The sequence below is a fragment of the Tabrizicola oligotrophica genome (assembly GCF_011008935.1).
GTDB lineage: Bacteria > Pseudomonadota > Alphaproteobacteria > Rhodobacterales > Rhodobacteraceae > Tabrizicola_A > Tabrizicola_A oligotrophica.
In genome coordinates, this window is sequence record NZ_JAAIVJ010000006.1 from 60,488 (window position 1) to 86,166 (window position 25,679).

Annotated in this window: 24 protein-coding genes; 7 read left to right on the forward strand and 17 right to left on the reverse strand. The window is 68.2% G+C overall.

Annotation, left to right across the window (positions count from 1 at the left end; all coding sequences use genetic code 11):
• Positions 1-2 precede the first annotated feature (2 nt).
• The 3 genes from G4Z14_RS11255 to G4Z14_RS11265 all read right to left on the reverse strand — a co-directional run bounded on the left by G4Z14_RS11255 (position 3) and on the right by G4Z14_RS11265 (position 3,629).
• A complete protein-coding gene (locus tag G4Z14_RS11255) occupies positions 3-1,187 on the reverse strand; it encodes a toxic anion resistance protein (protein ID WP_164625743.1) in 1,185 nt (394 codons plus the stop codon).
• A gap of 23 nt (positions 1,188-1,210) precedes the next feature.
• A complete protein-coding gene (locus G4Z14_RS11260) occupies positions 1,211-2,080 on the reverse strand; it encodes a 5-bromo-4-chloroindolyl phosphate hydrolysis family protein (protein WP_164625745.1) in 870 nt (289 codons plus the stop codon).
• Between the two features lie 235 nt (positions 2,081-2,315).
• The gene (locus tag G4Z14_RS11265) at positions 2,316-3,629 is read right to left on the reverse strand and encodes a pseudouridine synthase (protein ID WP_407703828.1); all 1,314 of its coding nucleotides are present in this window, start codon (positions 3,627-3,629) and stop codon (positions 2,316-2,318) included.
• Between the two features lie 88 nt (positions 3,630-3,717).
• On the opposite strand from G4Z14_RS11265, the gene G4Z14_RS11270 reads away from it, so the two are divergent.
• Positions 3,718-4,179 (forward strand): nucleoside deaminase, encoded by a 462-nt coding sequence (locus G4Z14_RS11270; RefSeq protein ID WP_164625747.1) that lies wholly within the window; start codon positions 3,718-3,720, stop codon positions 4,177-4,179.
• Here the strand turns inward: G4Z14_RS11270 and G4Z14_RS11275 are convergent.
• A complete protein-coding gene (locus tag G4Z14_RS11275; RefSeq protein ID WP_164625749.1) occupies positions 4,176-5,072 on the reverse strand; it encodes an EamA family transporter in 897 nt (298 codons plus the stop codon). The two genes, G4Z14_RS11270 and G4Z14_RS11275, sit on opposite strands and share 4 nt — an antisense overlap.
• The gene (locus G4Z14_RS11280) at positions 5,072-6,280 is read right to left on the reverse strand and encodes an aminotransferase-like domain-containing protein (protein ID WP_227751679.1); all 1,209 of its coding nucleotides are present in this window, start codon (positions 6,278-6,280) and stop codon (positions 5,072-5,074) included. Before G4Z14_RS11280 ends, G4Z14_RS11275 begins: the two co-directional genes overlap by 1 nt.
• A 126-nt stretch (positions 6,281-6,406) precedes the next feature.
• Here G4Z14_RS11280 and G4Z14_RS11285 point away from each other — a divergent pair, with 126 nt between their 5' ends.
• The gene (locus G4Z14_RS11285; protein ID WP_164625751.1) at positions 6,407-7,435 is read left to right on the forward strand and encodes a trans-3-hydroxy-L-proline dehydratase; all 1,029 of its coding nucleotides are present in this window, start codon (positions 6,407-6,409) and stop codon (positions 7,433-7,435) included.
• Positions 7,436-7,449: 14 nt separating this feature from the next.
• Here G4Z14_RS11285 and G4Z14_RS11290 read toward each other — a convergent pair whose 3' ends face one another.
• Genes G4Z14_RS11290 through G4Z14_RS11300 form a run of 3 tightly spaced genes read right to left on the reverse strand, consistent with a single transcriptional unit; the run spans position 7,450 to position 9,603 of the window.
• Complete coding sequence (locus tag G4Z14_RS11290; RefSeq protein ID WP_164625753.1) at positions 7,450-8,256, reverse strand: arginase family protein; 807 nt, start codon at positions 8,254-8,256, stop codon at positions 7,450-7,452.
• Positions 8,253-9,290, reverse strand: a complete 1,038-nt coding sequence (gene hemE, locus G4Z14_RS11295) for a uroporphyrinogen decarboxylase (RefSeq protein WP_164625755.1) — start codon at positions 9,288-9,290, stop codon at positions 8,253-8,255. Before hemE ends, G4Z14_RS11290 begins: the two co-directional genes overlap by 4 nt.
• 13 nt (positions 9,291-9,303) lie before the next feature.
• A complete protein-coding gene (locus tag G4Z14_RS11300; protein WP_164625757.1) occupies positions 9,304-9,603 on the reverse strand; it encodes a hypothetical protein in 300 nt (99 codons plus the stop codon).
• Positions 9,604-9,713: 110 nt separating this feature from the next.
• On the opposite strand from G4Z14_RS11300, the gene hemC reads away from it, so the two are divergent.
• Positions 9,714-10,667 carry a hydroxymethylbilane synthase gene (gene hemC, locus G4Z14_RS11305; protein WP_164625759.1) on the forward strand — a complete coding sequence of 318 codons (954 nt, stop codon included), beginning with the start codon at positions 9,714-9,716 and terminating at the stop codon, positions 10,665-10,667.
• A 32-nt stretch (positions 10,668-10,699) separates the two neighbouring features.
• Here the strand turns inward: hemC and G4Z14_RS11310 are convergent, their stop codons facing one another.
• The 3 genes from G4Z14_RS11310 to G4Z14_RS11320 form a co-directional block, all read right to left on the reverse strand.
• Positions 10,700-11,911, reverse strand: a complete 1,212-nt coding sequence (locus G4Z14_RS11310; protein WP_164625761.1) for an MFS transporter — start codon at positions 11,909-11,911, stop codon at positions 10,700-10,702.
• A gap of 3 nt (positions 11,912-11,914) precedes the next feature.
• Positions 11,915-13,327, reverse strand: a complete 1,413-nt coding sequence (locus G4Z14_RS11315) for an FAD-binding oxidoreductase (RefSeq protein WP_164625763.1) — start codon at positions 13,325-13,327, stop codon at positions 11,915-11,917.
• 102 nt (positions 13,328-13,429) lie between these two features.
• Complete coding sequence (locus tag G4Z14_RS11320) at positions 13,430-14,110, reverse strand: arylesterase (protein ID WP_227751680.1); 681 nt, start codon at positions 14,108-14,110, stop codon at positions 13,430-13,432.
• Here G4Z14_RS11320 and G4Z14_RS11325 point away from each other — a divergent pair.
• Positions 14,109-14,789, forward strand: coding sequence for an ABC transporter ATP-binding protein (locus G4Z14_RS11325; RefSeq protein ID WP_164625765.1), 681 nt, complete (start codon positions 14,109-14,111; stop codon positions 14,787-14,789). The two genes, G4Z14_RS11320 and G4Z14_RS11325, sit on opposite strands and share 2 nt — an antisense overlap.
• Positions 14,786-17,320, forward strand: a complete 2,535-nt coding sequence (locus G4Z14_RS11330) for an ABC transporter permease (protein ID WP_164625767.1) — start codon at positions 14,786-14,788, stop codon at positions 17,318-17,320. The genes G4Z14_RS11325 and G4Z14_RS11330 overlap by 4 nt, the downstream gene beginning before the upstream one ends.
• Position 17,321: 1 nt before the next feature.
• Here G4Z14_RS11330 and G4Z14_RS11335 read toward each other — a convergent pair whose 3' ends face one another.
• The 3 genes from G4Z14_RS11335 to G4Z14_RS11345 all read right to left on the reverse strand — a co-directional run bounded on the left by G4Z14_RS11335 (position 17,322) and on the right by G4Z14_RS11345 (position 21,711).
• Positions 17,322-18,179: a 4-(cytidine 5'-diphospho)-2-C-methyl-D-erythritol kinase gene (locus G4Z14_RS11335; RefSeq protein WP_164625769.1), complete on the reverse strand. Its 858-nt coding sequence runs from the start codon at positions 18,177-18,179 to the stop codon at positions 17,322-17,324.
• An 11-nt stretch (positions 18,180-18,190) separates the two neighbouring features.
• A complete protein-coding gene (locus tag G4Z14_RS11340; protein ID WP_164625771.1) occupies positions 18,191-19,951 on the reverse strand; it encodes a tetratricopeptide repeat protein in 1,761 nt (586 codons plus the stop codon).
• Between the two features lie 110 nt (positions 19,952-20,061).
• Complete coding sequence (locus tag G4Z14_RS11345) at positions 20,062-21,711, reverse strand: electron transfer flavoprotein-ubiquinone oxidoreductase (RefSeq protein WP_164625773.1); 1,650 nt, start codon at positions 21,709-21,711, stop codon at positions 20,062-20,064.
• A gap of 282 nt (positions 21,712-21,993) precedes the next feature.
• Here G4Z14_RS11345 and greA point away from each other — a divergent pair, with 282 nt between their 5' ends.
• Together greA and G4Z14_RS11355 are read left to right on the forward strand one after the other, a co-directional pair.
• Entirely contained in the window at positions 21,994-22,464 is a 471-nt protein-coding gene (gene greA, locus G4Z14_RS11350; RefSeq protein ID WP_164625775.1) for a transcription elongation factor GreA, read from the forward strand.
• 15 nt (positions 22,465-22,479) lie between these two features.
• Positions 22,480-23,535, forward strand: coding sequence for a hypothetical protein (locus G4Z14_RS11355; RefSeq protein ID WP_164625777.1), 1,056 nt, complete (start codon positions 22,480-22,482; stop codon positions 23,533-23,535).
• A gap of 96 nt (positions 23,536-23,631) precedes the next feature.
• Here the strand turns inward: G4Z14_RS11355 and G4Z14_RS11360 are convergent, their stop codons facing one another.
• The 3 genes from G4Z14_RS11360 to mobA are packed head-to-tail and all read right to left on the reverse strand — an operon-like array spanning position 23,632 to position 25,660.
• On the reverse strand, positions 23,632-24,216 hold the full coding sequence (locus tag G4Z14_RS11360; protein WP_164625779.1) for a GNAT family N-acetyltransferase: 585 nt from the start codon (positions 24,214-24,216) through the stop codon (positions 23,632-23,634).
• Positions 24,207-25,070: a molybdopterin guanine dinucleotide synthesis gene (locus G4Z14_RS11365; RefSeq protein ID WP_164625781.1), complete on the reverse strand. Its 864-nt coding sequence runs from the start codon at positions 25,068-25,070 to the stop codon at positions 24,207-24,209. Before G4Z14_RS11365 ends, G4Z14_RS11360 begins: the two co-directional genes overlap by 10 nt.
• Positions 25,067-25,660 (reverse strand): molybdenum cofactor guanylyltransferase MobA, encoded by a 594-nt coding sequence (gene mobA, locus G4Z14_RS11370; RefSeq protein ID WP_164625783.1) that lies wholly within the window; start codon positions 25,658-25,660, stop codon positions 25,067-25,069. The genes G4Z14_RS11365 and mobA overlap by 4 nt, the downstream gene beginning before the upstream one ends.
• Positions 25,661-25,679 lie beyond the last annotated feature (19 nt).

Below are 25,679 nucleotides of genomic sequence, written 5' to 3' on the forward strand. Positions count from 1 at the left end.
CGTCAGACCGTCCCGCCAAGGCTCGCGCCGGTGCCATCGGCCCGCGACCGCGCCGCGGCAAGAGTGTCGCGCAACTCGTGTTCCATCTTCACCAGGTCCTCCTCGGCCGCAGCGCGGCGGGCCTTGCCCTCGTCAGCGATTTGCAGGCTTTCTTCGATGGTGGCAATCAGCGCGGCATTGGCCTGCTTCACGGCCTCGATGTCGAACACCCCGCGCTCCATTTCGGTGCGCACCACGCGGTTCGTCTCGCGCAGGTTTTCCGCGTTCGAGGTCAGCAAGTCGTTGGTCAGGTCATTGGCCTCGCGGATCGCCACGGCCGCCTCTTTCGAGCGCTGGATGGTGACGGCCTGGGCCAGTTGGGTTTCCCACAGCGGCACGGTGTTGACGAGGGTGGAGTTGATCTTGGTGATCAGGCTTTTGTCGTTTTCCTGCACGAGGCGGATCGAGGGCAGCGACTGCATCGTCACCTGCCGCGTCAGCTTCAGGTCATGCACCCGGCGCTCCAGATCGTCGCGGGCGGCGCGCAGGTCGCGCAACTCCTGCGCCGCCTTCACCTGATCGGCCTCGGGCGCGGCGGCGACGGCGGCGGCCTTGGCCGGGATGTCGCGGGCATCGACCTCGGCCAGCTTGGCCGCGCCGGCGGCGATGTAAAGCGCCAGCTCGTCATAGAAGGTCAGGGTCTTTGCATAGAGCAGGTCGAGCGATTTGACGTCCTTGAGCAGGGTATGCTCATGGGTCAGAAGCGTGCCGGTGATCTTGTCGATCTGGCCCTGCACCTCCTCGAACCGGGCGACGAACCGGGCAAGGGGCGCGGCGCGGCCGGTCAGCCTTTCCCACCAGCTGCGCTCGCGCCGGACGTCAAGCTCCGAGACCGAAAAGCCGCGCAGGGTGGTGACGATGTCGCGCAGCGAATCGCCGGCGGGGCCGACATCCTTGTTCTTCACGCCTGACAGCATGTCCTGCGAGATGACCTGCAATTCGGCCTGCGCCGCCGAACCGAAGGCAAGGATCGACTGGCTGTTGCCCATGTCGATCTCGTCCATGCGCTTGCGGATGGCGGCGGCCTGATCGGGGCTGGCCTCCGGCAAGGCAACGACGGCGGCGCCGGGTTCGGGCAGGATCACGGCAGTGACCTTTTCCACTTCGGCAAGGGCAGAGGCGGCAGCGGATCGGACAGTATCGGTCATGGCACACTCACAAGGACAAGGGATCAGGTTTCCAGTTTCAACCGGTCGCGCAACACCGCGATTTCCACATCAAGGTCGGTATGGCCATCGGCCAGTAGCGCGGTGGTGCGGTTGGCAAAGGTGGTTTCAAGCTCGCCCAGCAGGGTCTCGTAATCGGCGCGGGCCTGCTGGCTGCGGTTCCGGGCGTAAAGATCGGCGAACCTGACTGTCGCGTCGCGGGCGCCCATCAGGTAGACCGACAGGAACTTGCGCGCCGCCGTCAGGTCGCGGGGGTCGCTTTCGACGCTGCGGAACAGGCCGCGCGCGATCTGGGCAAACCGCTCCACCCGGGCCTCCAGCGCCCGGTCGCCCGCCCGCAGGATCGCATCCTTCATCGCGGCAAGATGAGCCTCTGCCTCATCCACCGCGCGGGCGACACGGTCGGTCTGGAACGGGTCGATGCCTTCAGCGCCCTTGTCGTGCAGCGGGTCCGGGCCGAAGGCCAGAAGATGCAGGACAAGACCGGCCAGCCCGATCAGCAAGGGCAAGAGCAGGCCGGTTTGCTGGGCCAGACTGCCAAGGCCAAGCGCGAGCGCGGTCAGGATCGCACCCGCCATCTTGCGCGGCAGGGCAGGGCGGCGCGCGACTGCGCGGGCGGCAAAGGCCTCGGCCGCGCGGATGCCCTCGCGGGTCAGCAGGGCGGCAAGCAGAAGCGTTCCGCCCGAGGCCAGCGCCAGCAGAAGCTGGCGCTGGTCGCCGAGAAAACCGGGCAGGATCAGGGCCAGCGCGGCGACCCCCAGCAGGCTGGCCCGGCGCTGGTCTGGGGCGGCGGGCAGGGTCGGCGGATGCGGGCCGTCCGCGCCTTTCGACGTCGACGGCAAGGGGCTGTATTTTCCGCCGAACCGCTGCGCCATCAGAGGCCCCCGCTCAGCGCGCCGCCAAGGGCAACATAAAGGACAAGGCCCAGAAGCAGCAGAAAGGACAAGGAGCGCAGCAGGTTTTGCGACATTGTCAGGCCACCCTCAAGGATCCATGCACATGCCCTGCGACCTGTCGATCAGGGTCTCGGGGGACTATAGGCAATGGTCTGCCGTCCTGCCAGTGCCCCCGGCGGGAATTCGCCGGGAGAGTTCCCCTTGCACGCCGGGCTCAGCCCTTGCGCGGCCGGGCCGGCGGCTTGCCCGACCCCCGGCCGCCGCCCCCGGCGCGCGGTCTGGGGCTGCGTTCGTCGGGTCCCGGGCGCGGCGCGGGGGCCCCGGTGCGGGGGGCGGTCGGCTTGCGCGGGGTTGCGCTGCCGCGCTCCTCGTTGCCCGCGCGCGGGGCGCGGGCCTCGTCGCGTGCGGCGGCGGCGGATTTGCCGAAGGGGGCCGTGCCGCGCGGTTTGGGGCTGCGCCCTTCTGCGACCGCGCGGGAAGCGCGGGCCGCGTCACGCGGGGCGGTGGCGGGTTTGTCGGAGGGAGCCGTGTCGCGCGACCTGGGGCTGCGCCCTTCGGTGCCTGCGCGGGCCGCGTCACGCGGGGCGGTGGCGGGTTTGTCGGAGGGAGCCGTGTCGCGCGGCCTGGGACTGCGCCCTTCGGCGCCCGTGCGGGCGACAGCGGTTTTTTGCGGGGCGTTGGCCTCATCCCAGGCCTTGGCGAGTGCCTTGACCGCGTCGCCGGGGCGCAGGCGGCGGGTGGTCGGGGCGCGCGGCTTGCGGGCGGCGGGATCGGGGGCGTCCTTGCCGCCGCCCTCGCCGAGCTGCTCGCGCAGGGTCTTCTGGCGGACCTCCTCCACCTCGCCGGGTTTCAGTTCGCCCAGCCGGAACGGGCCGTAGCTGACGCGGATCAGCCGGTTCACCGTCAGCTCGATCGCGGCCATGGCGCGGCGGATCTCGCGGTTCTTGCCTTCGCGCAGGCCGACAGTCAGCCAGGCGTTTGCCCCCTGATGGCGGTCAAGCACCACGCTCATCGGCTGGAACTTCTCGCCCTCGATGGTGATGCCCTTGCGCAGGGGTTCGAGATCGGGATCGGTCGGGTTGCCGTTCACCCGCACCCGGTATTTGCGCAGCCAGCCGGTCGACGGCAGTTCGAGCCGGCGCTTCAGCTCGCCGTCATTGGTCAGCAAGAGCAAACCTTCGGAATTGAGGTCAAGCCGGCCGACCGACATCACCCGTGGCATGTCCTCGGGCAGGTGGTCGAACACCGTGTCGCGGCCCTTTTCATCGGAAGCCGAGGTCACCAGCCCGTCGGGCTTGTAGTAAAGCCAGAGCCGCGCCGGTTCGAGCGCGGGCAGGGGGTGGCCGGAGATGGTGATGCGGTCGGCCTCGGTCACATTCAGCGCCGGCGAGGTGATGATCTTGCCGTTCACCGTCACCTCCCCCGCCTCGATCAGGCGTTCCGCCTCGCGCCGCGAGGCGACGCCCCGGCGCGACAGCACCTTGGCGATACGCTCGCCCTCGGGGGTGGGGTTTTCTTTTTCGGCCATCGGGGTCATCCTTCGCGCGAAGCTGTGGCGCAGGGTGGCCAACCCCGGGGGGCTCACCCCCCGGACCCCCGAGGATATTTGGGAACAGATGAAAGAGCAACGTGGGTTCCAGTCCTTCATGGCGATCGCGCTGGAGGAGGCGCGGGCGGCGGGCGCGCGCGGCGAGGTTCCGGTGGGCGCCTGTGTGGTGCGGGCCGGGGCCGTGGTGGCGCGGGCGGGCAACCGGACGCGGGAACTGGCGGACCCGACGGCCCATGCCGAGATCCTGGCGATCCGGGCGGCCTGTGCGGCGGCCGGGTCGGAACGGCTGCCGGGGGCGGATCTTTATGTGACGCTGGAACCTTGCCCGATGTGTGCGGCCGCGATTGCCGCCGCCCGGGTGGAGCGGCTTTACTACGGGGCGTCGGACCCGAAATCGGGCGGCGTTGCAGTGGGGGCGCGGGTGTTCAGCCATCCGCAGTGCCACCATGTGCCCGAGGTTTACGACGGCATTGCCGCGGGGGAGGCGGAGGGGTTGCTCCGGGATTTCTTCGCGGCCAGGCGCGGCTAGGGCTGCGACTGCAACAAAAGACCGACTCCCAGCACGATCAGGGCCATGCCAAGCCCTTGGCGCAGGGGCAGTTTCTGGCCGAAATGCACGCGTGCGACCAGTTGCGCAAAGATCACCTCGGCCAGAGCGAGCGTGCGGATATTGGCGGCAGAGGTCAGGGCAAAGCCAAGAAACCAGAACTGCGAGGCGAAGGCGCCGAGGAATCCGGCACCAAGCGAGCGGCGCCAGTGGGTCAGGCTGGCGGCCAGCGCCTTGCGGTCGAAAAGGGTCATCCAGACCAGAAGCGTGCCGGTCTGGATCGTCAGCGACAGGACAAGCGTGGTGGTGGAGCGGATCAGGGTGCCGCCGGTTTCCAGGCCCGTCACGCCACCGCGAAAGCCGATGGCGGAGAGGCCGAACAGGGTGGCCGCGGCGAGGCCGGTCAGCGCCGGGCCGGGGGTGAGCCAGTCGCGCGGGTGCTTCGCCGGCTTGACCGACATCACCAGAACACCAGCCGTGGCGACCGCGATGGCGGCCAGCGCGGACCAGCTGAGCGGATCGCGCAACACCGCCGCCGCCGCCAGGGCCACGATCACGGGTTCGGTTTTCAGCCAGGCGGTCGTCACCGAAAAGCTTTGGCTTTTCATGGTGATGAGCATGAGCGCTGTCGCCCCGATCTGCGCCATGGCGCCAAGCGTCGTGTAGATCAGGTTCCGGGCGGTCAGGGTGGGCAGGGTCTCGCCCGTGGCGACCATCACCAGACCAAGGAACAGGATTGCGAAGGGCAGGCCGAACAGGAACCGGACCTGCGTGGCGCCGACCGTGCCGATGGTCGCGGTCAGGCTGACCTGAGCCGCGTTGCGCGCGGTCTGGGCCGCCGCCGCGACCAGCGCCACAAGTGCCCAGAGCGGCATCAGCGGTTGGCCCGGATCAGGCGGCCGAGGCGTTTCATGCCTTCGTCGATCTGCGGTTCGTTGGCGCAGGAGAATGACAGTCGCAGCGTGTTGCCGTTCGAGCCATCGGCGTAGAAGGCCCGGCCGGGCACGAAGGCCACCCGCTCGGTCTTGAGCGATTGCGCCAGAAGGTCGGCCCCGTCCATGGCCTTGGGCAGCGTGACCCAGACGAACATGCCGCCTTCGGGTCTGGTCCAGTCCACCCCTTCGGGCATCTCGCGCGCCAAGGCGGCCAGAAGGTGATCGCGCCGCGCCATGTAGGTCGAGCGCAGCTTGGCGACATGGGGTTCGAACATGGTCGAGGCGACCTTGTGGGTCACGATCTGGTTCACGGTCGAGGAATGCAGGTCGGCGGCCTGTTTCATCAGCACAAGGCGGCTGATGATCTCGTGCGCGGCGCAGATCCAGCCGACGCGCAGGCCCGGCGCGAGCGATTTGGAGAAAGAGCCGCAATAGAGGGTGCGGCACGCTTCGATGCTGCCCTTGCGCTGGATTTCCAGCGCCAGAATCGGCGGAATCGGTTCGCCGTCAAAGCGCAGGGTCTGATAGGCGGCGTCCTCGATGATGGCGATGTCCATCTCGTCGGCAAGGTCGATCACCGCCTCGCGTGCGGCGCGGTCCAGCGTTTCGCCGGTCGGGTTGGCGAAATCGACCGACAGGTAGGCGAATTTCACCCGGCCGCCGGCGGCCTCGGCGGCGGCGGCAAAATCGGTCGCAGCGCGGTTGCCCTTGGGGTCCAGCCGGTCGTAATTCGGCTCATAGGCGTTGAAGGCGCCAAGTGCGCCAAGATAGGTTGGCCAGCCGACCAGCGCCGTATCCTTGGGCGAGAGCATGAGTTTTCCAAGGTAATCAAGCGCTTGCTGCGACCCGGACGTGATGAGGATATTCTCGGCCGCACAGGGAATGCCGATCTTGCCCATTTCGCCCGCGATCCAGTCGCGCAGGGGCTTGTAGCCTTCGGACACCGAATATTGCAGCGCGGCGCTGGCCTGCGTGGTCAGCGCGTCGGAAAACGCGTCCTTGAAGGCTTCGGCCGGGAACAGCGCCGGGTCGGGAATGCCACCCGCGAAGGAGATGATGTCGGGCTGGTCGAGAAGCTTCAGCAGCTCGCGGATTTCCGAGGCCTTCATCCGCGACGAGCGGGTTGCCAGCACATTGTTCCAGTCCATCAGAATCCCTCCACAGCTTGCCGCGAAACCTGATGCGGCGGAAGGGATATGTCAATATTCATGACCTAAGACGGGGCTTCGCCACTCTGGCGACATGGTGTAGGCATCACGCATCGGGAGGACGCCATGCGCAGCATCAAGACCATTCATGTGATTTCCGCCCATGCCGAGGGCGAGGTCGGCGATGTCATCGTCGGGGGCGTGGCGCCGCCGCCGGGCGCGACAGTCTGGGAGCAAAGCCGCTTCATCGCGCGCGACCAGACCCTGCGGAATTTCGTGCTGAACGAACCGCGGGGTGGGGTGTTCCGGCATGTGAACCTTCTGGTGCCGCCGAAGAACCCTGTCGCGCAGGCCGCCTTCATCATCATGGAGCCGGAGGACACGCCGCCGATGTCGGGCTCGAACTCGATCTGTGTCTCGACCGTGCTGCTGGACGGCGGGATCATCCCGATGGTGGAACCCGTGACGGAATTCGTGCTGGAAGCGCCGGGCGGGTTGGTCAGGGTGCGGGCAGAGTGCAAGGACGGCAAGGCCGAGCGCATCTTCGTGCAGAACCTGCCCAGTTTTGCGCAAAAGCTTGCCGTGCCGCTGGAGGTTGAGGGGCTGGGCACGCTGACGGTCGATACCGCCTTTGGTGGCGACAGTTTCGTGATGGTCGATGCCAGGGCGCTGGGCTTTGCCCTGACCCCGGACGAGGCGCATGACATCGCGGTTCTGGGCGCGCGCATCACCCGGGCCGGGACCGAGGCCCTGGGGTTCCACCACCCGACAAACCCCGATTGGCGGCATTTCTCCTTCTGTCTTTTCGCGGGCGAGGTGACGCGACAGGGCAAGGAGCTGACGGCCGGCTCGGCTGTGGCGATCCAGCCCGGCAAGGTGGACCGCTCGCCCACCGGCACGGCGCTGTCGGCCCGCATGGCGGTTTTGCACGCGCGGGGGCAGATGGGGGGCGAGGACCGGCTGACCACGCGCTCGCTGATCGGGTCCACCTTCTCGGGGCGAATCGTCGGCACGACCACGGTGGGCGATGCGCCGGCGGTGCTGCCGGAAATCTCGGGCCGTGGCTGGATCACCGGCATCCACCAGCACATGCTGGACCCGTCTGACCCCTGGCCCGGCGGCTATCGGCTGAGCGATACCTGGGGGGCGAGGTAGGGGGGCAAGCAGGCTTACGTCAGGAGCGGGGCAAGCGCGTCCAGCAGCGGTGCGGGCGAAACCGCCGGTCCACCGGGGACAAAGCTGATCTGATACTCGGCAATCTCCAGCCCGATCACCGGGCCTTCGGCGATCACCTCGGCGCAGGCCCGCAGATCATCCAGCGACAGACCACCGTCCAGCACATAATCCGTCGGCACGATGCCGGGGTTCAGAACGTCGCAGTCCAGATGCACATAAACCGCGCGGCCCGCGATGACCTGACGCAGTCGTTCGGCAATCCCCGCGCCGGGGGTGACATGGGGGATGGCATGGGTCGCAATCAGATCGGCCTCAAAGGGATCAAGGTCGCGCTGGCCGACAAGCACGATCTGGTTCAGCGACAGCCCCGCGCCAAGGCCCGCGTCCCACAGCCCCGCCGGGGCGGCAAAGGCAAGGCCGCCGAGATAGCCGGAGGTGGTCGCTTCCGGGGTGTTCAGATCGGCATGGGAATCAAGCCAGACGATGCAGACCCCGGGGTGATGCCGGGCGACGGCGGGCAGAGTGGCCAGCGACACCGCACAGCGGCTGGTGGCGGCAAGGCTGCGCGCCGGTCGGGACAAGACCTGATCCATCCGGGCCTGCATCTGGCGCAGCGCGGGCAGGGCCGCTGCCAGTTCCACTTCCCAGCCAGTGTTCAGCGCCGGTTCGGGGGCGCCTATGGTGACAGGCACGATCCCCAGCCGCTCTGCCAGCGCGGCGCCAAGGGCACGCGCCCCGGGGATGGCCAGATCGTTGTGATCACCGGCGCGCCCCTGAAACACCGTGAGGTCGACGGTCATGCGTTCCGCACCGTCTCGATCATCAGGGCCACGTTGTCGGGGTCGGCATCGGGGGTAATGCCATGGCCGAGGTTGAAGATATGCGGGCCACCGCGGAAGGCATCGACCACCCGGCGGGTGGCGTCGATCAGCGCCTGACCACCGGTCACCATGTGGTCAGGGGCAAGATTGCCCTGCACGCAGCCATCTTTCTGCACATTCTCCGCCGCCCATTCCGGGCTGACCGAATTGTCCACCGCAACGCAGTCCGCCCCGGTTGCCTTGGCGAAACCGATATAACCCGCGCCTGCCTCCCGCGGGAAGGCGATGACCGGCAGGCCGGGGTGGCGGGCCTTCAGCGCGGTGATGATCCGCGCGGCGGGTTTCACGGCGAAATCGGTGAAATCCTGCCCTTTCAGGCTGCCGGCCCATGAATCGAACAGCTTGACCACCTCGGCTCCGGCCTTCACCTGCTCGGACAGATAATCAATCGTCGCCTCGGTAATCACGTCGATCAGGGCGGAAAAGGTCGCCCGGTCGGCGGCCTTCAGGGCATGGGCCGGGCCCTGGTCCGGGGTGCCACGGCCCGCGATCATATAGGTGGCCACGGTCCAGGGCGCTCCGGCAAAGCCGATCAGCGCGGTTTCGCGCGGCAGCTCGCGCGCAAGGATGCGGACGGTCTCATAGATCGGAGCCAGCTTGTCGTGGATGGCCTCCTTCGGCTTCAGGCCCTTGACCCCTGCCATGGTGGTGATGGTCGAAAGCCGCGGACCTTCGCCGGTCTCGAACCACAGATCCGCCCCGAGCGCCTGCGGCAGAAGCAGGATGTCGGCGAAAAGGATCGCAGCATCGAAGCCATAGCGCCGGATCGGCTGCAGCGTCACCTCGGCGGCGAGGTCCGAATTGTAGCACAAGGACAGGAAATCCCCGGCCTGCGCGCGGGTGGCCCGATATTCCGGCAGATAGCGCCCGGCCTGCCGCATCATCCAGATCGGAGGCGTGGGCAGGGTTTCCCCGGCAAGGGCGCGCAGGATGGTCTTGTCAGCTTTGCTCATCGGGTTCTCCGCTTCAGGCCTTTGCTTTGACGCGGTCGGCCAGCTGTTGCAAGGCCCCGATCAGGAGTTTCGCCGCGCCCCAGTGCCACAGGGCGGAAAAGCCCAGGACGCCAAGCGCCGCCGTCCAGCCCCAGAAGATCGCCGTCAGGGCGGCGACGGCCAGCGACCCCAGCGCCGAGACGACAAGCGCGGCAGCAAGCGGAAAGCCATTGGCGCCGTTCACTCTGCCCCGGATCGCGCCACGGTCCATGACATAGGCAAGGCCGAGGACAAGCATCGAAAGGCCAAGGCTGAGGGCAAGGAAAAGCGTCATGGCGGCTCCGGTCGCTCCGGCGCCATGGGCAGCCGGATGCGGCGCCTTGTCAAGCGGCCTTCGGTCGGCGAGCGGTTGAAAGGTGCTTCCGTCGCGGGTAAGTCTGGCGCATGGCACATGATCTTCCCTCCCCCGACCTTCCCTCCCCGGGCCGTCCCCTGAAAATCGGCACCCGTGGCTCGCCCCTCGCGCTGGCGCAGGCGCATGAGACCCGTGACCGGCTGGCCGCGGCCTTCGCGCTGCCGTCCGAGGCGTTCGAGATCGTGGTCATCAAGGTGACGGGCGACCAGATCCTTGACCGGGCCTTGAAGGATATCGGCGGCAAGGGGCTGTTTACCCGCGAGATCGAAGAGGCGCTGCTGGACGGCAGCATCGACATCGCCGTGCATTCGATGAAGGACATGCCGACGATCCAGCCCGAGGGGCTGGTGCTGGATTGCTACCTGCCGCGCGAAGATGTGCGCGATGCCTTCGTCTCGCCCACCGTGGCGCGGCTGATCGACCTGCCGCAGGGTGCCGTGGTCGGCTCATCCTCCTTGCGGCGGCGGGCGCAACTGGCGCACCGGCGGCCCGATCTGCAGCTGGTCGAATTCCGCGGCAATGTGCAGACCCGGATGAAGAAGCTGGCCGACGGGGTTGCGGTGGCGACCTTCCTGGCGATGGCGGGGCTGAACCGGCTCGGGCTGGCCGAAGTCGCGCGTTCGGCCATTGATCCGGAAGAAATGCTGCCGGCCGTGGCGCAGGGCGCCATCGGCATCGAACGCCGCGCGGCGGATGACCGGGTCGCGGCGCTGCTGGCGGCGATCCATGACCGCGACACGGGCCTCAGGCTGGCGGCGGAGCGCGCGTTTCTCTTGCGGCTGGATGGATCGTGCGAGACGCCGATCGCCGGGCTGGCGCTGCTGGAAGGGGACAAGCTGTGGCTGCGCGGCGAGGTGCTGCGCCCGGACGGAACCCAGGTCATCACGGGCGAGCGCCGCGGACTGGCCACCGACGGCGCGGCGATGGGCACCGAGCTTGCGGCAGAATTGCTGACACGCGCGGGACCGGGCTTTTTCGCCTGACATCGCGCGCCGATTTCTGGCGCAGAAATCGGTCACGAAATCCGGCCGGATTTCGCCCTGCCGTCGATCAGGATCAGCGCAACCGCGCCCACCAGCGCCAACCCGCCGCCGATCAGTGCGGCGGTGGTATGGCCGCCCAGCGCCGTGCCAAGGGCAAAGGCCGCGGCGGACAACAGATCCCCTGCCAGCCGTTGCAGCGCCATAAGCGCGGCTGCAGTGCCCGGGCGGCCCTCCATCAGGTCCTGCCAATAGCCGATGGGTAGGGTCAGGATCGGGGCCGCACCAAGGCCTGCCAGAACCGGCAGCGCCCAAAGCCAGCGCCCGTCGGGGTAAAGCGCCAGCAAGGTGACGAAGCCGGCGTAGATCAGCGCGCCGGCGAGGATCAGCCTCTGCCGGCTGACCCGCCGCTGCAGGCGCGGCAGGGCGAGCATGAAGGGCACCTCGAAGCCGGCCACCAGCCCGACCATCAGCGCCACATCCGAGATCTGGCGCGCGGGCGTGGCGGCAAAGATCAGCGGCGTCAGCACGATGTAAAGCATCGGCAGTCCGCCGATCGCGCCCATCGCCAGAAGGCGCAGCGCAATGGCGGGGTGGGAGAGTTCGACAAGCGCCGCGCGCAGGTTCAGGCCGAGCGGGCGGTCCTGCCAAGGCTCTGTGCCTTTGCGCGGCCAGCCCTGCCAGATCACCACCATGAGCACCGCGGCCGCGAGGGCGGCGGTGACATAGACCGCCATCACGTCGAACCCGCCCTTGCCAAGCCCCCAGGTCCAGAACAGCAGCGTCATGAGGAATACCGCCGAAACCACCGCCCGCACGCTTGCCTGCAGCGCGTCGCGCTGGGCGGGATGCGCCTGCGTCGCCAGATTGTTCAGCGCGAAGATCTGCCCGAAAATCGCGGTGCCCATCGGGATCAGGAGGCCATGCGCCAGAAGCATCACGCCGGGAAGCGGGGCCAGCACCATCAGCCCGGTGCCAACGAGCGTCGCCGCAACCGTCAGCAATGCGATCAGGCGCCGGTTGCCGATCTGGTCGGCGAGGATGCCGAACAGCACCGAGGCCGCGACCGCACTTGCCGACGCGAGGGCCAGCAAGAGCGCCAGCGTGGCATCGCTGACGCCGACCCGCCCGACGGCGATCAGCGAGAGGTAGGGGTAGATGCAGGCATTCACCGCGCCGTAAAGCCCGGCCATGGCGGCAATGGCGCGAAACAGCGGATCGCGCAGGATCAGGCCAAGCGCGGGCATGGGTTACTCGGGAATGATCTTGCCGGGGTTCATCCGGTTGTCGGGGTCGAGCGCCGCTTTCACGGCGCGCATCACGTCCAGCGCCACCGCGTCCTTGCGCCGCTTCATCGAGGCCTTCTTCGACAGGCCCACCCCATGTTCGGCGCTGAAAGAGCCGCCAAGCGCCTGCACCTCATCCTCCACCGCCCCGATCACGGCATCCGAAAGCGCGGGGTCGTCGCGGGTTGGAAAGACGGTGAAATGGATGTTGCCATCGCCCAGATGGGCAATCGACAGGGTGTCGGCCCCGGCATCATAACCGGGCAGCCGGGCGTGGATGCGGTCAAGAAAGACCGCAACCTTGTCCAAGGGCAGGCAGATGTCAGTGTCGATGGTCGGCTGGCGCGCCACGGTGATCTCGGCGGCCAGTTCCCGGCGATGCCACATCGCGCGGCGCTGCGCCTCGGTCTGGGCGATCTCGGCGTCCAAGACCGCGCCTTCTTCCATCAGGGTTGCCAGCGTTTCTTGCAAAAGGCCGGTCAGCGGCACCTCGCCCGCGTCATCGGGCAGTGCATCACGGGGCGCGGTGGCGGCGATTTCGACAAGGATATTGGTTTCATGGCGGGTGCCGCCAAAGGGCAGCGCCACATCGGGCCGGGCCTCGGAAAGCCGGGTCATGTAGCTGTGCGACATGTATTCAAAGGCCTCGACCAGCCCGCCCGTCGCTTCGCGCAGCCGGTTCAGCAGCACCAGTGCATCCGGCAGGCTGCGGGCAGCCAGCGTCGCCGTGGCATAGGCGCGGGGGCGGGGGACCAGCTTCATCACGGCGGCGGTAATGACGCCCAACGTGCCCTCGGCCCCGATGAACAGCTGTTTCAGGTCATAGCCCGAATTGTCCTTGTGCAGTTCCGACATCAGGTTCAGCACCCGGCCATCGGCCAGCACCACCTCCAGCCCCAGACACAGGGACCGGGTGGAGCCATAGCGCAGGACATTCGAGCCGCCCGCATTGGTCGACAGCACGCCGCCGATCATCGCCGAGCCGCGCGCGCCGAACCACAGCGGGAAATACAGATCCGCAGCCTCGGCCGCCTCGTGCAGCCGTTCCAGCACCACGCCGGCCTCGACAATGGCGATGCGCGCGTCGGGGCGCAGCTCGCGGATGCGGTTCAGCCGCTCGACCGACAGCATCAAGCCGCCGTCGGTATAGGCCCCGCCGACAAGGCCGGTAAGCCCCGAGACCGGCACCACCGGCACGCCATGGCGGGCCGCAATGCGCAGGGTTTCAGCGACTTCGGCGGTTGTGGCCGGTCGGGCCACGGCGCAGGGGTTCGAGGGGTAATGCTGCGTCCACTCATGGCGGTATTTTGCCAGATCGTCGTCGGTCAGCACATGCGAGGGGCCAAGGGCGGCGGCAAGGTCGGCGATCAGGGTCATGGCGGGCTTTCGGAGTTGGTCAGCGTCATTGATCTGTCAATCGCCCCCCCGCCGCAAGCCCCCAGCCGCAAGCCCCTGCGACAGGCCTGAACCCGCCCGGGTTCAGGGCCGAGGCGCGGCGAGGAAGGCCTGCACGGCGGGGCCAAGATCGGCGACGATCCGGGCCACGCCTTCGGCATTCGGGTGGATGCCATCGTCCTGCAGGAAGGGGCGCAACGCGGCAGGATCCAAGCTGCCGCCCGCCAGACCCTGAAAGAAGGACGGGTAAAGCGTCGCGCCGAAGGCGGTGGCAAGATCGGGGTAGATCGCGTCGAAGGCAGTCTTGTACTCGGCACCGTAATTTCCCGGCGCCTGCATGCCGATCAGAAGCACCGGCAAGCCCTTGGCCTTGGCCGCTTCCAGAATGGCGGCGAGATTGGCCCGTGCCGTCTCGGGCGGCAGGCCGCGCAGCATGTCATTGCCGCCCAGCGTCACCATCAGCGCGTCAACCTCGGGTGTCAGCGACCAGTCGAGCCGCGACAACCCGCCCGCCGTGGTGTCGCCCGACACCCCGGCATTGATCACCGCCACCTCGGCGCCCTTGGCCTTCAGCCAGCCCTCCAGCTGCGGCACCAGCCCCTGACCTTCGGGCAGCCCGTAGCCCGCCGTCAGGCTGTCGCCCAAGGCAACCAGAGTAAGCGGCTCGGCAAGGAGCGGAGAAATCGTGCAAATCAGCGTGAGCGCGGCATTGCGGAACGCGCGGGCGGCTGCATATCTGAAAGCAGGCAAACGCAGGTGGATCATGTCGAATACCGTTCTGGCCCTGAATGAGGTGGGCCTGACCTTGCAGGGCAATGCCGGACCTGTGCAGATACTTAAGGGCATTTCGCTGAATGTGAAGCAGGGAGAGAGCGTTGGCCTCGTCGGGCCATCAGGGTCTGGCAAATCCTCGCTCCTGATGCTGATGGGGGGGCTTGAGCGCGCAACCTCGGGCAAGATCGCCGCCTTGGGGCAGGATCTGACGGGCATGGACGAGGACGGACTCGCCCGCTTTCGCCGCGGCCGGATGGGGGTGGTGTTCCAGAGCTTTCACCTGATCCCGACGATGACCGCGCTGGAAAATGTTGCCTTGCCAATGGAAATCGCGGGAGAGGCGCGCGCCTTTGAGCGCGCGGAAGACGAACTTGTCGCCGTCGGACTGTCCGCGCGGATGCACCATTACCCGGCCCAGATGTCGGGGGGCGAGCAGCAGCGCGTGGCGCTGGCCCGCGCCGTGGCCCCCCGTCCGGCGATCCTTCTGGCCGACGAGCCGACGGGCAATCTCGACAGCGCCAACGGCGCGGCGATCATGGAGCTGATCTTTGCGCTGCGCGACCGGCACGGGGCGACGCTGGTGCTGGTCACCCATGCGCCGGAGCTGGCGGCGCGCTGCGACCGGGTGGTGCGGCTGGCCGATGGCCGGATCGACGGGGCTGCGGCATGAGGCTGGCCGCGCGTCTGGCCCCGAATCTGGCTCCGAATCTGGCCTGGGCCATTGCGCGGCGCGAATTGCGCGGCGGGTTGCGCGGGTTCTGGGTGTTCCTTGCCTGTCTTTCTCTCGGGGTCGCCGCCATTGCCGGGGTCGGCATGGTGCGGGCGGCGATTCAGGCGGGGTTGAGCGAACAGGGCGCGGTGCTGCTTGGCGGCGATGCGCAGGTGGAATTCACCTACCGTTTTGCCAGCGCCGAAGAGCGCGCATATCTGGGACAGCGTGCCGAAAAGGTCTCGGAAATCGCCGAATTCCGCTCGATGGCCGTGGCGGGGGACGCCCGGGTGCTGACGCAGGTTAAGGCGGTGGATGCGGCCTATCCGCTGGTGGGTCAGGTGGCGCTTGAAGGCGGCATCCCGCTGGATCAGGCACTGGCCGACCGGGGCGCGGTGATGGACCCGGTTCTGGCGGGCCAGATGGGCCTTGTGCCGGGCGACATCTTCGCGCTGGGTGATGCCGAATTCACCCTCCGGGCGCTTCTGACCCGCGAGCCCGACAGCGCCACCGGCGGCTTTGCGCTGGCCCCGCGCACGCTGGTTCGGCTGGCCGATCTGGCGGCGTCGGGCCTTCTTGCCCCCGGCACGCTTTATGACAGCGCCTATCGGCTGGACCTGCCGGACGGCACCGATCTGGATGCGCTGGAAGCCGCGACCAAGGCGGCGATGCCCGACTCTGGCTTGCGTTGGTCCGACAGCCGCCGCGCCGCGCCGGGGGTGGAGCAATTCGTGGAAAGGATCGGCGCGTTCCTGATCCTCGTCGGCCTTGCAGGCCTTGCGGTGGGCGGGGTCGGGGTGGCCTCGGCGGTGCGCGCCTATCTCGAGGGCAAGATCGCCACCATCGCCACTCTGCGCACGCTTGGCGCCGATGGCGGGCTGATCTTCGCCGCCTACCTGATGCAGATCGCGGTGCTGGTGGGCTTGGGCGTCGCGCTGGGGCTGGGGCTGGGCACAGGCCTTCCCCTGCTGCTGTCAGGCGTGATCGAGGCCGCGCTTCCCTTTCCCGCCGAGATCGCGCTTTACCCGCGCCCGGTGATGGAGGCCACGTTCTACGGCGTTGTGTCGGCCTTCCTCTTTGCGCTTTGGCCCCTGGCGCAGACCGAACGCATCCGCGCCGCCGCGCTTTATCGCGGCGGTGTCGCCGGGCTATGGCCGCGCAAGCGGTTCGTCGCGGCGACGCTGGGACTGGCGGCGCTGCTGCTGGGGGGCGCTGTGGTGTTTTCCGGCGTGCCGACGCTGGCCCTTGGCACGGCGGGGGGCGTCGCAGGCGCGCTTCTGGTGCTGGCATTGGCGGCCTGGGGTCTGGCCAGGCTGGCCCGGCGTCTGGCGCGGGCGCACCTGCTGCACGGTCGGGTGGCCCTGCGGATGGCACTTGCCTCGATCGGGGTGCCGCGGGCGGAAACCGTGCAGGTGGTGCTGGCCTTGGGGCTGGGGCTTTCGGTGCTGGCCGCCGTGGGCCAGATCGATTCCAACCTGCGCAGCGCAATCGCCCGTGATCTGCCGCAAAAGGCCCCGTCCTTCTTCTTCGTCGACATCCAGCCCGACCAGATCAAAGCCTTTCTCGCTCAGGTCACGGCCAACCCTGCCGTGACCGGGGTGGAAAGCGCGCCGATGATGCGGGGCGTGGTGGCGAAGATCAACGGTGCGGATGCGATGACGGTGGCGGGCAATCACTGGGTGGTGCGGGGCGACCGGGGGATCACCTATGCCGACGCGATGCCGGCGGGCACCAAGCTGACGGCGGGGCGCTGGTGGCCCGAGGGCTATGATGGCCCGCCGCAAATCTCGTTTGCCGCCGAAGAGGCCGCGGAGATGGGGCTGAAGCTTGGCGACCGCATCACCGTCAACGTGCTGGGCCGCGACATCGAGGCCGAGATCACCTCGTTCCGCGCGGTGGATTTCTCGACCGGCGGCATGGGCTTTGTGCTGACCTTGAACAAGGCAGCCGTAGCAGAGGCGCCGCACAGCCATATCGCCACGGTCTATGCTGATGCCGCGGCCGAGGCGGGTTTGCTGCGCGATCTGGCCAAGGCCTTTCCCAATGTCACGGCGATCGGCGTCAAGGCCGCGATCGGCCGCGTGACCGAGGCTTTGACCGCCATCGCGCAGGCGACGACGCTGGCCGCCATGGCCACGCTTGTCACCGGCTTTGTCGTGCTGATCGGCGCGGCGGCGGCGGGCGAGCGGGCGCGGGTCTATGAGGCGGCGGTGCTGAAGGTGATCGGGGCAGAGCGGGGCCGGATTCTGGCCAGTTTCGCCCTGCGCTCCGTCCTGATGGGGGCGGCGGCGGGGCTGGTCGCCATCCTTGCCGGCGCGGTGGCCGGATGGGCGGTGCTGACGCAGGTGATGGACAGCGCCTATGCCTTCGACGGGGTCTCGGCGCTGATGATCGTGGCAGGCGGGGTGCTGGCGACGCTGCTGGCCGGGCTGGCCTTTGTCTGGCGGCCGCTGGCGGCGCGACCCGCCGGGGTGCTGCGGGCGCAGGAGTAGCTCAGGCCGCCATCGCGGCGGCCTCCACCCACCAGCCGGCGTGTCGGGCGCGGAGGGCGTGAGCGGCGGCGGCAGCGCTTTGGGCATCGGGGAACAGGCCAAAGCAGGTGGCGCCCGACCCCGACATCCGTGCGAGATGGCAGCCCGGCTGCCCGCCAAGCGCCGTCTTGACCGCTGCGATCACCGGCTCTGCCGCCTGCGCGGGGGCCTCAAGGTCATTGCGCTGCATGGTCAGGAACGTGGCCAGATCAGTCAGAGATTTCAGCCGCGGCAGCTCGGGGGGAAGCGGGGGATTGTCCTTCCGCGCCAGACCCTTGAACACGCTGGGGGTTGAAACCTGAACCCGGGGATTGACCAGCACCAGATGGGCGGCGGGCAAGGGGTGGGGCAGGGGGCTGAGCAGCTCGCCCACGCCGCGCATGCGCGCCGGGTGGCCGGCAAGACAGACCGGCACATCTGCCCCAAGCCGCAGCACTGCGCCCGCATCCGGCAGGCCGACGTGCCAGAGCTTTGACAGCGCCACCAGCGCCGCCGCCGCATCCGCCGAGCCGCCACCGATGCCCGAGGCGACCGGCAAGCTTTTCTCAAGCGTGATTGCAGCCCCCTCGGGGCGGCCAAAGGCCCGGGCGGCGCGCAAGACCAGATTGTCCTGATCCGCCGCAAGCCCCGCGGCTTCCGGCCCGGTGATGGTCAGCGACAGCTGGTCGGCGGGGGCGCAGGTGATCCGGTCGCCGAGATCGGCAAAGACCACCAGACTGTCCAGAAGATGATAGCCATCGGCGCGCTGTCCGGTGACATGCAGGCAAAGGTTGACCTTGGCGCGGGCGAATTCCGCAACCGTCACTGGGGCGGCGCTCATGGGGCGTGCCTTCACGGGGCCGCCTTGGCCTCGACCGGGGCGATGGGTTTGGCGCCCTCTTCGGCCAGCACCGCATCCAGCCCCTTTTCGATCTTGGCCCGGATGCGCAGCGCGTCCTTTTCCTCCGGCCCATAGGACAATGCGCGGTGCCACTGGAATTCGGCCTCGCGCGTGCGGCCCACAGCCCAGTAGACATCACCCAGATGGTCGGTGACGATGGGGTCGACCGGCTCCAGCAGCGAGGCGCGTTCCATCGGCTCCACCGCTTCGCCGTAGCGGCCAAGGCGGTAATAGGCCCAGGCAAGGCTGTCGATGATGTAGCCCGAGCCGGGCTCCTTGGCGACGGCGCGTTCGATCATGCCCAAGGCCTCGTCCAGATTCTCGCCGCGATCGACATAGCTGTAACCGAGATAGTTCAGAACCTGCGCCTGGTCCGGGTTCAGCCGCAGGGCCTCGCGCATGTCGGCGACGGTGCCGTCGAAATCCCCCAGCCGTTCGGCGCAGATGCCCCGGCTGAAATAAAGCGCCCAATGGTCTGGGGCAGAGGGGCCAAGAAGGCCGATGGCGGCGTCATAGGCCTTGCGGGCCTCGTCAAAGCGCTCTTCGCGGCGCAGCCCGTCCGCCAGGGCAATCTGGGCGACCAGGAGGTCGGGCTTGGCGCGGGCAAGGCCTTGCAGGATCTCGATCGAGGCTTCGGTGCGGCCCGCGGCATGGGTGGCCTCGGCCCGGCCGATTTCGGCGATGTGGAACGACGGGCTGTCGGCGGGAATGGCGGCATAGACCTCGATCGCCAGATCGTGCTGGCCCTGTTCGGTCAAAAGCCCGGCCACCAGAAGCGCGGTGTCGTCCTGCGCCGGGCGCAGGGCCTGCGCGCCCCGGGCGTAGACCAGCGTATGGGCGGGATCGCCCTCCTGACCCAGCGCCATGGCGAGGGTGTAGAACACCTCGGCCATGCCGTCCTTGGCGGTCGTGACCATGTCGAAGGGCACCGGCTCTCCGGCGGCAAGGCGGTGGCGGAGTTGGTCAAGCTCGAAGTCCGGCTCGCCGGTGAAGCTGTCGTCGAGAAGCTTCAGGGCATCGGCGTTGCGTTCCAGCTGCGACAGCACCCGGACATGCGCCAGCACTCCGCGCCGCATTTCCCGCAAAGCCCCGGCGCGCTCATCGGCAAAGATCGCATCCGCGCCTTCGAAATCGCCCGCCGAGGCCAGCGCCAGCGCCTTGTGATACAGCCCGAAGGCTGCCATTTCCGGGCTGCGCGTCAGCTTGTCGAAGGTCTCGGTCGCTTCCGACATCCGGCCAAGCCCGGCTTGCGCCCAGGCAGTGACCAGCGTGTCGAGAAGCGCGCCTTTCTCCACACCGTCAGTGCTGCGCTCGATGACGCCGGCATAATCCTCGGCCTGCAGACTGGCGATCAGCAGCGCCAGATAGCTGATCTGGGTGTCCACGCCCTGATCGTGCAGGGCGCGGGCCATGTTGGCGGCGGGGGTGAACTCGCCAAGGCCGATATTGGCCATCACCGCGCCTTCCAGAAATCCCGGGTTGGTCGGCTCGGCCAGAAGCGCGCGCGCATACCATTCGGCCGCGGCGGCATAGTCGGCGTGGCTGGCGGCAGCGCGGGCGGCAAGGAAGGCCCCGGCCACGCCCACTTCTTCCTCCGCCACCGGCGCGGCCCCGGTCTCTTGCGCATGGCCGGGCAGGGAAAATGCAAGGCTCAGCGCAACCAGTGCGGGGCCGAAGCGGCGGCGAGGCGCACAGGGGGCAAGGGACGGCATGGGCGGCTTCCTCCAAGGACTTGGGAAATAGCTAGTCAGAGCCGGTGCCAAAGGCAATGCGGGCCGGGGAATAGTTTCCCCGGCCCGCATGAATTTTGCCTGAACCCCGATCACATGTTCGGGTAGTTCGGCCCGCCGCCGCCCATCGGCGTAGTCCAGACGATGTTCTGCGACGGATCCTTGATGTCGCAGGTCTTGCAATGCACGCAGTTCTGGAAGTTGATCTGGAAGCGCGGCTCCTTGCCGTCTTCGGCGATCACCTCATAAACCCCGGCCGGGCAATAGCGCTGCGCCGGTTCGGCGTAGTCCGGCAGGTTGACCGAAATCGGGATCGAGGGATCCTTCAGCTTCAGATGCGCCGGCTGGTTTTCGTCATGGTTGGTGAAGGAAAACGCGACGTTGGTCAGCCGGTCGAAGGACAGCACGCCATCGGGTTTCGGGTAGTCGATGGGCGCGAAGTCCTTGGCCTTGCCGGTGGCCTTGGCATCGCTCTTGCGGTGGCGCAGCGTGCCGAGGATGGTCAGGCCGAAGGTGTTGGCCCACATGTCGGCCCCGCCGAGGGTGAGCGAGGCGATCAGGCCGAATTTCGACCAGAGCGGCTTGACGTTGCGGACCTTCTTCAGGTCCTTGCCGATGGCGCCGTTGCGCACGGTGGCCTCGTAATCGGGCAGCTCGTCGCCCGACCGGCCGGCGGCAATCGCCTTGGCGGCGGCCTCGGCGGCGGCGATGCCCGAGAGCATGGCGTTGTGGTTGCCCTTGATGCGCGGCACGTTCACCAGACCCGCGGTGCAGCCCAGAAGCGCCACGCCCGGCGCCACCATTTTCGGGATCGACTGCCAGCCGCCTTCCGAAATCGCCCGCGCGCCATAAGCCACGCGCTTGCCGCCTTTCAGCAGTTCCGCCACCATCGGGTGATGCTTGAAGCGCTGGAACTCCATATAGGGGTAGAGATGGGGGTTCTCATAGTTCAGGTGGACGACGAAGCCGACGTAAACCTGATTGTTCTCGATGTGATAGATGAACGAGCCGCCCCCGGCATTCGACCCCAGCGGCCAGCCCATGGTGTGGGTGACGGTGCCAAGCTTGTGCTTCTTGGGGTCGATCTCCCAGATTTCCTTCATGCCGAGGCCGAACTTTTGCGGGCAATGGCCCTTCGAAAGCTCATACTTGGCGATGACTTCCTTCGACAGGCTGCCGCGCACGCCTTCGCCAAGGAAGACATATTTGCCCGCCAGCACCATGCCCGGCTCATAGCTCGGCCCCGGCGTGCCGTCGGGGTTGCGGCCGAACTCGCCCGCCACCACGCCGCGCACTTCGCCCTTGTCGCCATAGACCACTTCGGAGCAGGCCATGCCCGGGAAAATCTCGACGCCCAGTTCTTCGGCCTGTTGCCCCAGCCAGCGGCAGACATTGGCCATCGACACGATGTAATTGCCGTGGTTGTTCATCAGGGGCGGCATCGGCCAGTTCGGGATGCGCATCTTCCCGGCCGGGCCGAGGATGAAGAAGTTGTCCTCCGTCACCTCGGTCTTGATCGGGGCGCCCTTTTCGCGCCAGTTCGGGATCAGCGCATCCAGCCCCGACGGGTCCAGGACCGCGCCGGACAGGATATGCGCGCCGACTTCGGAGCCCTTTTCCAGCACCACGACGCTGAGGTCGGGGTTGATCTGCTTCAACCGGATCGCCGCCGACAGGCCGGACGGCCCCGCGCCCACGATCACAACGTCATATTCCATCGTTTCGCGCACGATCTCGGTCATGGCTTGTTCTCCCCGGTCCCCGGTTTTTTCGCTGCGACGTGTTTGCCCCGTAGGGGATGCCGCGTCAACCTCGACGCAACATCATGTTTTCGCATCCCGGCATGAGGGAAACTTTCTGTCCCGCCCACTTTGCCACGCCCGACCGGATGCCGCCCATTCGCGGCATTCTCCGCCCGTTCCCCCTTGCATTTGTCCCGCCTTCCGGTTCAGGTTGTAGGGCAAGTTTCCCAAGGTCATGGTCCGCACCCGGCCCGTGGCCTTGTCATTTATGTGAAAAGGCCCATGGAAAAGATCCCGATGACCCGCGCGGGTTTTGTCGCGCTGGATGAAGAACTGAAAGAGTTGAAGACGGTGGAACGCCCCGCCATCATCCGCGCCATCGCCGAGGCGCGCGAGCATGGCGATCTGTCGGAAAACGCCGAATATCATTCCGCGCGCGAGAAGCAGAGCTTCATCGAAGGCCGCATCAAGGAACTTGAGGGCCTGTTGTCGCTGGCCGAGGTGATCGACCCCTCGCGGCTGTCCGGCCCGATCAAGTTCGGCGCGACCGTCACCATCGTCGACGAGGACAGCGACGAGGAAAAGACCTACCAGATCGTCGGCGAGACCGAGGCGGATATCGAGGCCGGCAAGCTGAACATCCGCTCCCCCATCGCGCGTGCGCTGATCGGCAAGGATGAAGGCGATTCGGTCGAGGTGAAGACGCCGGGCGGCCAGCGCAGCTACGAAGTCCTGTCGATCCGTTACGTCTGAGCCCGAGGCAAACCCATGCCCGACGCCAAATCCGACAAGGCCCCGCAAGACCCCCGAGACCACGAGACGCGGAGCGACCCGCGCCCGGTGGATCTTGGCCTTTATGCGGCCCGCGAGGCAGAGCCTCGGATGTCGCCGGCCGAATGGATCGCAGTCGGGCTTTGCCTCATCTGGGTCGGGGCGGTGGCGGCCTATGTCTGGAAAGCTCCGCCCGAGGTGGAGCCGCTTGGTCTGGTCCTGACGCTTCTGGTGGTGTTCCTGCCGCTGGCGCTGATCTGGGCGGCGGCAGTGACGCTGCGCTCGGTCCGCTCGCTGCGCCACGAGGCGGCGCGGTTGCAGGCCACGGTCGAGGCGATGCGGGCGGCCTATGTCGTGGGACAGCAGGGCGGCATCAAGCCTTCGGTCGAGAAGAAGCTGAACGAGATCGCCCAGACCGCCAAGCAGACCGAAACGGCGCTTGCGACCTTTACCTCGCGGCGGGATGGCGCGCTGGTGGTGGCATCGGCCGACCGCAAGACGGCCTTGGCCGCGCCGCAGCCCGACCCCGCCGCCGAACAACCCGCCCTTGCGCTTGGCACGCCGGCCGAGGCGCTGCGTCCGCCGCTGGCCAACAGCGACTTCATCCGCGCCCTGCAGTTCCCCGAAAGTCCGGATGACAAGGCCGGCTTCCGGTCACTGCGCGCCGCGCTGGAGGATCGCAATGTCGCCAAGCTGATCCGGGCCTCGCAGGATGTGCTGACGCTGCTCAGCCAGGAAGGCATCTTCATGGATGACCTGAAGCCCGATCGCGCCCGGCCCGAGTTGTGGCGGCGCTTTGCCCAGGGCGAACGCGGTCGCGGCATCGCAGCGTTGGGGGGCGTGCGCGACCGCTCCTCGCTGGCGCTGGCCGCCGGTCGGATGCGCGAGGACGCCATCTTCAAGGACGCGGCCCACCACTTCCTGCGCAGCTTCGACAAGGTGTTTCAGGAGTTCGAAAAGGCCGCGACCGATAGCGACCTGACCGATCTGGCCGAAACCCGCACTGTCAAGGCCTTCATGCTGCTTGGCCGGGTGACGGGCGTGTTCGACTGACATCTGCGGCCGCCACGGCCGGCCATCCCCATGGCCGAGGCGGTCCGGCCCGCGACCCGACAGATCGCCTCCCCTTTTGGGGAGAGAAGGGGGGGCCTACACCGGCTTCACCATGGTCACGGCCGCGTCAAACCCGAAGACATGGCGCAAGAGCCCGATGCTGTCGGTCTTGACCGCGCGATAGCCCAGCCGTTCATAAAGCGCCCGCGCGCGCCAGTTGCTGTCCACCACATCCAGCCGCACATGGTCATAGCCGCGCGCCCTTGCTTCGTCCTCGATCGCGGAAAGAAGGGCGCGGCCGACGCCCTTGCTGCGGGCGGCGGGGGCGACGCAGATGCCGTCCAGCAGGAAGCGGTCATTGTCCACCTCGCGCGACAGGAGCGACAGAAGCGGCATGCGCCAGGCCGTGCCGGCCAGCCCATAGATCGCGCGCAGGTCGGCCGGCGCCCCGCCGGCAAAACTGCCCTCCGGCGTCTTGAACCCGGCAAGGCCCAGCAGCCGGCCCCGCTCGTCCAGCGCCACCAGCGCCTGATCGGCGCGGATCACGCGCTCCAGAAACCGCAGCGCCCGCGCGTCCGGGCCCATCACCCGGCCCAGTTTGCCGCCGAAGGCCTGCCAGTACAGCGCGGCGGCGGCGGGGATCAGGTGGTCGGGCAGGCCCTGCGATATGGTCAGGCGCATTGCAGCGCCCCCGCGAGCGCGGCCTTATGGCCCGCGCCAAGGATCCAGCCCTCCTCGGTTGTCACCGGGGCGGGGGGCGTTGCAAGCAGCGGGCCAAGCGAGCCGGCTTGCGACAGGGTCCAGAGCGCGCGGGACAACAGCCGCACCTGCGCCTCGTCCTTGATCGAAGCTGCTTCGGCCGCGACGGCGCGCGCCAGCAGCGACAGATAGACCTCGGTCAGCACGACGGGCGCCTCGGGGCTGTCGAAAGGCCAGACCGCAACCCCCGGCAGGGCCGAGAGCCGGTGGATCATCGGTTGGCCGACCAGCCCCTGACCGCCCGCCGCCCCCGTGGTGTAAAGTTTCCAGACCGGCTGGGCCCGCGGCTCCACAGTCTCGACCTGCCGCCGTTCGGCAAGGCCGAGGGCGGGGTAATCGACAGCCTTGGTCTCGGGCAGGTCGGGCAGCGGCAGGCTGCGCGGCCGGCCCCAGAACGGCCCCCGGCCGCCAAAGCCCCGGTTGATGCGGGCTGCGGTCTCGAAGCGGCTGTTGCGGTTGTCCGGCCCGTCCGTCAGGCTTCCGGCCAGCCAGCGCCAGACTGCGCGAGCCTGCGGCTGACCTGTCAGCCGGGCCGCGAAGCCGGCCGGATAGCCCAGCGGGAAGTCGAAGCCGATCAGGAGCCGGCCGGGTCGCGCGGCGATGGCCGCCGCGAGAAACGCCTCGGCCTCGGCCTCGGCCCGGCTGCGGAAATAGCGCGTCTCGGTGCCACCTGCATCGGTGCTGCCCAGCCAGATCGCATCGGGCGAAGGCCGGACGGGCGACAGGACGCCCGCCGCCGACCAGTCGGCCACGATCACCCGGTCAAAGCCGCTCATGCCGCGCCACCGGCCAGAAGCGCCTCGGCGCGGGCAAGGTCTTCGGGCGTGTTCAGGTTGTCAAAGGCGGCGGGGTCGGGGAAGGCCGCCTCGGCGGCGTCCTGCGCGCGGGCGAAATCCATCACCTTTGGGTTGGCCCCCGACGCAAGGAAATCCGCGAGCGGTTTGGCCAGGGCCACGGGCCACAGACCAAAGGTCGGATGCACCCGCCCGCCCGCGACGGCAATCGCCAGCCCGCCCGGCGTGCGCTCGGCCGCCAGACACAGGCGCGGGCAAAGATCGCCCGGCAGGAACGGCGCGTCGACCGGGGCGGTCAGCACCGCCGTCGCACCCAGGGGACCGGCCCATCGCAGCGCGGCCAGCAGACCGGACAGCGGCCCGGCCGGGGCCTCGTCGGGCAACACCGGCAGGCCAAGGCGGAAACGCCCCGCCTCGCCATTGGCGGAAATTGCCAGCCGCTCCACCTGCGGCTCCAGCCGGTCGATGACATGGGCAATCAGCGGGCGACCGGCCAGGGGCAGCAGGGCCTTGTCCCGCCCGCCCATCCGCCGCCCTTGCCCGCCCGCCAGGATCACCCCGAAGATCCGCATGCCGCCCCTTTTCCTTGCC